Origin of the sequence: Nonomuraea sp. CA-141351, from assembly GCF_050944675.1 — a bacterium.
Classification (GTDB): Bacteria; Actinomycetota; Actinomycetes; order Streptosporangiales; family Streptosporangiaceae; genus Nonomuraea.
Genome location: NZ_CP191982.1, coordinates 6656385 through 6664343, shown reverse-complemented (window position 1 = coordinate 6664343; position 7959 = coordinate 6656385). Strand labels below are relative to the sequence as shown.

Sequence of the window (7959 nt, the reverse complement as noted above, 5' to 3'; positions counted from 1 at the left end):
CCTGTGCAATCCGGACCGACCCCACAGAGCGGTCCACGCCCTCCCAGATACAAGCCCAGAAACGGCGCCACGAATATGGCGACCAAGCCACCTGTCCTCATCCGGCCAGAGGCGGACCGTCGTTCGTCAGACGGGGCGGTCTCCCGGTGGACGGGTGGAGGATCATCGGCGAGCGATGGCCTTGGTGATCGCGGTGAAGGACTCCTCGCCGTTCTCGACGAAGCGCCGACGTGCTGGACCAGAGAAGCGCGCCACGAATGTGGCGGACAGGGAAGCTTTGCACGCCCGGCCGAAGGTGGACGATCGATCGGTCGTCAGGCAAGGGGGAGCCTTGAGAAGAACGGCTGGGGGGTCATGAAAAAGACAGGGCCGAGCACCGGCACCAAAAACAAGCGTCAGCGCAGGCGTACGATCGCCGGAACAGAAAAGATCAAGCCTGGCATATCAGACATGTCTGACGTGCCCATCACGAAGCGTGACGTGTCCGTTGCCTCCCCATCGGTCTCCACATCAACGCCGCCGGGCTGGCAGAAGTTCACCGAGAAGCCCGACTCGACCACCGCCAAGGTGGTGGCGCAGGCGCTGCGGGACACAACCTCCGTGCGGCGCATGGCCGGGATGCTGGCCCAGCGCTCGGCGTATGAGCGCAGCACGATGTCGCGGCTCATCGTGGCGCAGCTCAGAGGCAACCTCGCCCTTGACTTCCTGAAGGCGACCGCCGGGGTTCGTCTCGTCAAGCCCGAGACGCCGCAGAAGCAGGTGCCGCAGCCTGAGGACGGTCGCGATCCGGGCCGCAACGAATCGCTCGAGGCGCTCGACCTCGCCGCGCCGCGCAAGGGCGCCATCGACCTGGTCGAGCTCGCGAAGCGGACCGACGACGCGGACGACGCCTCGTCGATCGCCTACCTCAAAAAGGCGTTGGCTGACATCAACTTGATCAGCAGCGGCAAGACGCCGTACTCGGAGCTGCGCCGCAAGGAGCTCGGGAAGGTGGCGGTCGCCGGGCAGGCGCACCTCGTCAAGCAGGTGGGCTTCCGTACGGCGAGCAGCAAGCGCACCGGCCAGAGTAACCTGTCGACCCAGCACGACCTCGTGTCCAGCTACTGGCGCACGTCCTTCGGCGAAGCCTTGCAGGAATTCGCGGAGAAGCTGCAGGCGGACGGCAAGCTGAAAGAGGGCGACATCCTGGTCAACAGCCCGCGCGTGCTGCGCAAGCTCGGGATGGTACTGGACCCGAAGGTGCTGGCCAAGCTCGAGATCAAGCCACTCAAGGGGGAGACGGGCATCAGCGTGCTGAGGGGCGTCACCGACTCCTCCTTGCCCTGGAAGGACATCCTGGAGGGGATCGGCGCGACGCCGTCTGCGTACCAGCTCTACGAGCTCATGGACGCGGACAAACCCCCGCTTCGGCCGAACTTCACCGTCGACGCGCACGCCGACCTCGCGCAGCTCATCACTTCCAGCGCGTTCTCCCGCCTGCAGGACATCGCGCGCGGGAAGGGCGAGCTGGCGCCGGCGTGCGCCATGGTCGAGCACCTCCTGCTCGGCCTCACCGACAAGCTCGGCCCGTACCGCCACGATGCGCTGACCGCCGACGCCCTGCGCTCGCTGAGCCGGCTCCTCGACATCGTCGTCGAGGATCCGAACCCGTCGACGGCGTTGCGCGCGGTCGACCTCATGATGGACGAGATCGCCGTCGTGCTCGCCGTGGCCAAGAACTACGGCCATGTTGACTATTGGAAGACGATGCAGGATGTCCTGCTGAAGCGGGCGCCGAGCATCGCGCCGAACGTCGGCAGGGAGATCGAGCTCAGCAGCCACCTCATGACCAGCGGCATGGACGCGCTCGGGACGGCGCTGTACATCGCGCTGTCGGGGCGGCGCACCGGCGAGGTCTCGCGTGCCACCGAGAAGGTCGACTACTTCGAGACCGGGATGCTGCTCGGCAAGCTCAAGAAGGGGGAGGTGGCGAAGCCGCGCAAGGATGTCGTGGTCGCGGCGCTGAACCCGAGCACGCCCTTCGAATCGCCATCGGCAAAGAACCTCGTGGAAGGCGTGCTCGAGGGTCTGAAGACACGCAAGCCGGATGACCCGCCGCACGCGCTGATACTCGACACCACCGTCGAGGAGGGGCTCGACCTGTCGACCGGCCGGACCCGGCTCGACGAGGTGCTCAGCCGCCTGAAGGGCGCCATCGCCGACGGCAGCCTCGAGGTGTTCCTGTGCAAGAGCTTCCAGAAGTACGCCTCCTTCGGCACCGGCAAGGTCGCCGCCGGCGATCTCACGGTGTTGTCGAAGAAGGGCGGCATGGCATCCCAGCGCACGCAGGCTGAGGCGCGGCTGCAGGAGCTCGACCTCGATCTCGCCCGGCATGACGAGGGGCAGCTCGTGATACACATGCTCAAGCACGGCAATCAAGACGAGCAGGCGCTGATGCGCAGCGCCGCCGGTAACGCCCAGTTCGTGAACAAGTTCTGCTGGCCGGTCACGCATACGGACCTGGGGTCTCCGTACGTCGATGGCATCCCCCTGCTCCTGCGCTCGAAGCCCGGGGGCCAGATCGCCGAGCTGTTCCAGAAGCTCACCCTGGTCGATTGGCGCGGCAGCTTCTCGTTCCTGCGGACGTCGTTCGTCGACCTGATCCCGGGGCCGTGGGGAGCGACAGATCAACAAGAGGACTGGTACACGCGCATCAACACCGGCCACGAGTCGAAGCAGACGATGGTCGAGTACTTCTACGCGTTCGGCCACCTGGCGACCGGCATGCCTCCTGGCGCGAAGAAGCCGACGACGGAGGTCAATCTCAAGAGTCTGAACATGAAGGACGTGAAGGACCACTGGGACGCACTGGGCGGCGTCAAAGACGAGGACGATGCCGACATCGCGCGGTACCGGGACAGCATCATGGCCTCGTACTGCGCGTATGCGTGCCAGAACGTGCTGTTCAAGCCGGACGTGCTGCCGATGCTCATCGCGTTCTTCGCGAGGCCGACGACCGGCGTCTCGATCGAGACGCGGCGCTATCTCGCCGGCGAGCTGCTCGCGCGGGCGAATTTGACAGCCGTGAAACCCCTCGATGCCGGCACTCTCACGGACCTGTGTGAGCGGGCGATGGTGGGTTTCAAGATCCCAGGCATGGACAAGCCCGACGCGACCGTCACCCTCGCGGCGCTGTGTCGCGCGGCGGAGGTCCTCCCCAACTGGTCGATGAAGCCCTTCGCCCAAGGACTCATGGACAAGCTCAAGCGCAGCGGCGATTCGACGGAAGCGCAGCGGCTGCGAGATCTCCTCGAACGAGCCATCAAAGCCTGAGGTCGGCGGGCGATCAGCCGGTCGATCACGGTACCCGGGCCCCGGACGCCGCACCTCCCCTGACCGCGGCGTCCCGGGCCGGAGCCGGTGGCCAAGGGGCCGGCCCCTGAGCCCAGCGCGCGCTGGATCCAGAAGTCCCAAGCGGCAAGACATGCCCGCAGCCAGGGGAGTCGAGCCACTTGAAGTGTGTAGAGAGCCCTGCCAGCGCGTCGGGGTGGAGACGTTCCTCGATAACGCGGGCGACATCAAACGCACCGCGGCGAGCCCGTGCATCCACCGTGCGAGCCCGCACTACCGGCTGCGCAGGATCGAAAAGATCGCGGCTGTCGAGCTGCCCACCGGGGACGACCGGCTCGCCCTGCATCTGGGACTCAAGGTCGCCAGGCTCATCGAGTTGAGATGGCGGCGGCCGGCGTGACCGTGACACAACCATGACACGGCGCTGACGAGGCGGGGATACGGTCGGCCGACAGTGGATGGGGTTGACCGGCGCCGGCTCCGTGCCACTGAGGAAGGCTGATTGATCGTGACTGAACGCGTGCGCGTGGCTGTGCTGGCGGGTGGGCCGTCCGCCGAGCATGAGGTGTCGCTGCAGTCGGCGCGGGCTGTGCTCGATGCTCTGCCGAGGGATCTGTACGAGCCCGTCGCCGTCATCATCGACCGGCAGGGCAGGTGGCCGGTGGAGTTGCGACGCGATCTGGTGGACGTGGTCTTTCCCGTGCTGCATGGGCCGTTCGGTGAGGACGGCGTCGTTCAGGGTCATTTGGAGGCGTTGGGCATCCCGTATGTGGGCTGCGGTGTCCTGGCCTCGGCCGTGGGCATGGACAAGGTGGCGATGCGGCGTACGTTCCTGGCGGAGGACATTCCTCTTACCCCGCATGTGTGGTTCACCGAGCATGAATGGCGTACCTCCACCGACCACTGGGGTCTGGTGAAGTCGCTCGACTGGCCGATGTACGTCAAGCCGGCCAACATGGGCTCCTCCATCGGCATCTCACGTGTCACCTCCATGCAGGAGCTGCGTACGGGTGTGGAGCTGGCGTTGGGCTATGACCGGGTGGTCGTCGTCGAGCAGGGGGTGAGCGCGCGCGAGCTCATCTGCGGCGTGCTCGGTGGCTATGACACGCCGGATGTGTCGGTGCCTGGCGAGCTCATCGTGCCCGGTGACTGGCTCGACTATGAGGCCAAGTACCTCAGCCGGGCCGAGATCGCCACCATCCCTGCCGTGCTGCCGGAACGGGTGGCCGAGGAGGTGCGTGAGCTGGCCCTGCGCGCCTTCCGGGCGATCGGTGGCTATGGCCTGGCGCGTGTCGACTTCCTCTATGAGCAGGACACGGGACGCCTGTACGTGCTGGAGATCAACACCATGCCCGGTTTCACCTCCCGTTCGGTCTACGCCAGGGCCTGGGCCGCAAGCGGTGTCGCGTACCCGGACCTGCTGGGCCGCCTCATCGACCTCGCCTTCGCCAGGAGCGGTTCATGATCCCCATGACGCTGAAGGAGATCGCGCGGGTCGTCGGCGCGAGCCTGTCGGACGTGCGCGACCCGCAGGCGCTGGTGACGGCGCCCTCGGCGGTCGACTCCCGCGAGGTGGTGCCCGGTGGCCTGTTCGCCGCTACGGTCGGCGCCCGCGTCGACGGGCACGACTACGCGGCGGGTGCCGTCGCGGGCGGCGCCGTCGCGGTGCTGGCCGCAAGGCCCGTGGGGGTGCCTGCCCTCGTGGTCGAGGACGTCCAGCTCGCGCTCGGCCTGCTGGCCAGGCATGTGCTGGAACGCCTCAGCCCGACCGTGATCGGCCTGACCGGGTCCGTGGGCAAGACCACGACCAAGGACCTGCTGGCCCAGGTGCTCGAGCGGCACGCGCCGACGGTCGCCACCGACAGGTCGTTCAACAACGAGCTCGGGCTGCCGCTGACCGTGCTGCGTGCCGATGCCGGCACCCGGTACCTGGTGCTGGAGATGGGTGCGGGCCGCAAGGGGGATCTGAGGTATCTGACCGGGCTGGCACCGCCCCAGGTCGGGCTGGTGCTCAATGTCGGCACCGCGCATGTGGAGCGGATGGGAGGCGGGCCGGCCGATGTGGCCGAGGCCAAGGGCGAGCTGGTCGAGGCGCTTGCGGCGGACGGGTTCGCGCTGCTCAACGCCGATGACCCGTACGTCATGGGCATGGTCGGTCGCACCCGGGCCCCGATCCTGTTGTACGGCAGGTCGGCGAAGGCGGCGGTGCGAGCCGAGGACGTGCGGCTGGACGAGCGCGCGCGAGCCGCGTTCGAGCTGGTGACGCCCTCCGGCCGCGCCCGGGTCGAGCTCGGCCTCATAGGCGAGCATCAGGTGAGCAACGCCCTGGCCGCCGCCGCCGTCGCCACCGCACTCGGCCTGGGCGTCACCGAGATCGCCGATGGGCTGAACGCCGCACGGCGGCGCTCCGCGGGCCGGCTGGAGATCGTCGAACGACCTGACGGCATCACCATCGTCAACGACGCCTACAACGCCAACCCCGAATCCATGCGGGCCGGGCTGCGGGCGGCCAAGGCCCTGGCCGGCACTCGTCGTACCGTCGCCGTGCTCGGCGCGATGGGGCAGCAGGGGGACGCCTCCCGCGCCCGGCACGCCGAGATGGGCCGGCTCGTCGCCGACCTCCGCTTCGACGTGCTGATCGCGGTCGGAGCAGGGGATCCGCTCGCGATGGCGAAGGCAGCGCAGTCCTCGAGCCAGGGTGTGGCCGTCCATACCGTCGAGGACGCGGCCGCCGCCCTCAGGCTGGCCACCGCGCTGCTCGAACCGGGAGACGTGGTGTTCGTCAAAGCCTCCAGCGAGATCGGGCTCAGCACCTGCGCCCGTGCGCTGGCCGGCGCCTGACCGCCGGCGCATCGCCGAGGGGCCGAGCGGATCGGCCAAGTCCATGCCGATGCACTGCCTGGCCGGACTCGACCAGGCCAGTGGCGGCACCGTCACCGTGGCCGGCACCGACCAGCCTGCCGGCGCAAGCAAGCGAAACGGAGTTCCATGCGCGCTATCGGTCTCATCGGCGGGTTGAGCTGGGAATCGACGGTGATCTACTACCAGATCATCAACCAGCGGGTACGCGAGCGCCTCGGCGGCAGCCATTCCGCCAACAGTCTCATCTGGTCGGTCGACTACACGACCGTCGAGGACCTCATCTTCGCCGACCGCTGGGACGAGGTGAGTACGTTGCTGACTGGTGCGGGCAGGAAACTGGAGGATCTCGGCGCCGAGGTCCTGCTCATCTGCAGCAACACCTTCAGCCGGGTGAGCGACGACGTGGCACTGGCCGCGGGCGTGCCCGTGCTGCACATCGCCGACACCGTGGGCGCGGAGGTCCGCGCCAGGGGAATGCGCAAGGTCGGTCTGCTGGGCACCAGCTTCACCATGGAACAGCCCTTCTACCGGGATCGGCTGGCCGCCCACGGCTTCGACGTGGTCGTCCCGCGACGTGAACAGCGGGAACTGGTCCATCGGGTGATCTTCGACGAGCTGGTGCGCGGGGTGATCCGGGAATCGTCCAGGGACGCGTACGCCCGGATAGTCGCCGATCTCGCCGACGACGGCGCCGAAGGCGTCATCCTCGGCTGCACCGAGATCGAGCTCCTGATCAGTGAGAAGGACACCGCCATCCCGGTGCTGCCGAGCGCCCGGCTGCACGCGGAGGCAGCGGCCGGCTTCGCGCTGGCCGACTGACACACCCTCGGTCGTGGCACGATGCGGCGGCTCAGGCGGACAACGCTGCAGCCGCCGCCGTACAACGTCGCGTTGAAAACCGCGAGCTCTTCCTTCCGCCCCACGAACGCCATCTCGCGTGCTGCTTGCAGGAGCCATCCCAGCAATCCGGACGTGTTGTTACTCTCCGTTGACATACCCCTAACCCCTCTCCGAACGCCCGGTCGATGAATCGCACACCAGGGCTACTTCTGGTCCTCGTTCTCGCTTACCTAGCCCACGCCGGGTGGGGTCGTCGTCGTGGTGGTGTGCCGCCGCAGTCTGGGCGGTACTCGAAGTGCCACCACTCGTTGTCGTAGATGCGGTAGAGGTCGTAGCGGGCGCCGTGTTCCTCGAGCCAGCGCGCGCCTTCGTGCGGGCGCACGTCCAGCGCGATGCCCTTGACGTGGTTGGATTCCGCCGGTGGTAACACGAGCATCCGTGCCAAGGCCGGGGAGCCGGAGCGGCGCACTTCCTCGTCGAACATCCGTTGTTGGACATGGGGATCGCGGTATCCCGAGGTGAGGCCGATGAGCTGGCCGTGACGCCAGAGCGCCTCGGTGCGCGCCGCGGTGAACGCCGCCATGGCGCCGTCGGTGAGCCCGGTGAGGTCCTCGGCGGGGAATCGCATCCCCAACGCCCAGCGGCAGGCCAGTTCGCGGGCGCGGCCGGGATGGCGGGCCAGCGCCGCGGGCAGCAAGAGCACGGCCAGCACCAGCGTGACCACGGCGTACAGCCGGTCACGGGGCCGAGGTGGGATGGTGCGTGGTTCGTCCATGGCGACTACGATTGGCGCCGAATGTGCGCGCGTTGTCCGCCGAATGTCATGGTTTCTCGACTGCGGCCACCGTCGGTGCGACCGTGACACAACCATGACACGGCGCGGACGAGGCGGGGACAAAGCCGGCCGACAGTGGATGGGGTTGACTG

Annotated in this window: 6 protein-coding genes; 5 read left to right on the top strand and 1 reads right to left on the bottom strand. The window is 67.9% G+C overall.

Annotated features, from left to right (window positions below; all coding sequences use genetic code 11):
- The first annotated feature begins 75 nt into the window (after positions 1 to 75).
- From ACQPWU_RS31655 to ACQPWU_RS31635, 5 genes are all read left to right on the top strand, one after another.
- Positions 76 to 3312 carry a hypothetical protein gene (locus ACQPWU_RS31655; protein ID WP_433428065.1) on the top strand — a complete coding sequence of 1079 codons (3237 nt, stop codon included), beginning with the start codon at positions 76 to 78 and terminating at the stop codon, positions 3310 to 3312.
- Between the two features lie 184 nt (positions 3313 to 3496).
- The gene (locus ACQPWU_RS31650) at positions 3497 to 3730 is read left to right on the top strand and encodes a helix-turn-helix domain-containing protein (RefSeq protein WP_433428063.1); all 234 of its coding nucleotides are present in this window, start codon (positions 3497 to 3499) and stop codon (positions 3728 to 3730) included.
- A 108-nt stretch (positions 3731 to 3838) separates the two neighbouring features.
- Positions 3839 to 4795 carry a D-alanine--D-alanine ligase family protein gene (locus tag ACQPWU_RS31645; protein ID WP_433428061.1) on the top strand — a complete coding sequence of 319 codons (957 nt, stop codon included), beginning with the start codon at positions 3839 to 3841 and terminating at the stop codon, positions 4793 to 4795.
- On the top strand, positions 4792 to 6171 hold the full coding sequence (locus ACQPWU_RS31640) for a UDP-N-acetylmuramoyl-tripeptide--D-alanyl-D-alanine ligase (RefSeq protein WP_433428059.1): 1380 nt from the start codon (positions 4792 to 4794) through the stop codon (positions 6169 to 6171). Before ACQPWU_RS31645 ends, ACQPWU_RS31640 begins: the two co-directional genes overlap by 4 nt.
- Before the next feature lie 147 nt (positions 6172 to 6318).
- The gene (locus tag ACQPWU_RS31635; protein WP_433428057.1) at positions 6319 to 7011 is read left to right on the top strand and encodes an aspartate/glutamate racemase family protein; all 693 of its coding nucleotides are present in this window, start codon (positions 6319 to 6321) and stop codon (positions 7009 to 7011) included.
- Between the two features lie 247 nt (positions 7012 to 7258).
- Here the strand turns inward: ACQPWU_RS31635 and vanY-N are convergent, their stop codons facing one another.
- Complete coding sequence (gene vanY-N / locus ACQPWU_RS31630) at positions 7259 to 7807, bottom strand: D,D-peptidase/D,D-carboxypeptidase VanY-N (RefSeq protein ID WP_433428055.1); 549 nt, start codon at positions 7805 to 7807, stop codon at positions 7259 to 7261.
- Positions 7808 to 7959: the final 152 nt, after the last annotated feature.

What these genes read in the sequence shown, in the direction of transcription:
- ACQPWU_RS31640 (WP_433428059.1), top strand. Translation starts at nt 4,792, where the DNA reads ATGATCCCCATGACGCTGAAGGAGATCGCGCGGGTCGTCGGCGCGAGC.
- ACQPWU_RS31655 (WP_433428065.1), top strand. Translation starts at nt 76, where the DNA reads ATGGCGACCAAGCCACCTGTCCTCATCCGGCCAGAGGCGGACCGTCGT.
- vanY-N (WP_433428055.1), bottom strand. Translation starts at nt 7,807, where the DNA reads ATGGACGAACCACGCACCATCCCACCTCGGCCCCGTGACCGGCTGTAC.
- ACQPWU_RS31635 (WP_433428057.1), top strand. Translation starts at nt 6,319, where the DNA reads ATGCGCGCTATCGGTCTCATCGGCGGGTTGAGCTGGGAATCGACGGTG.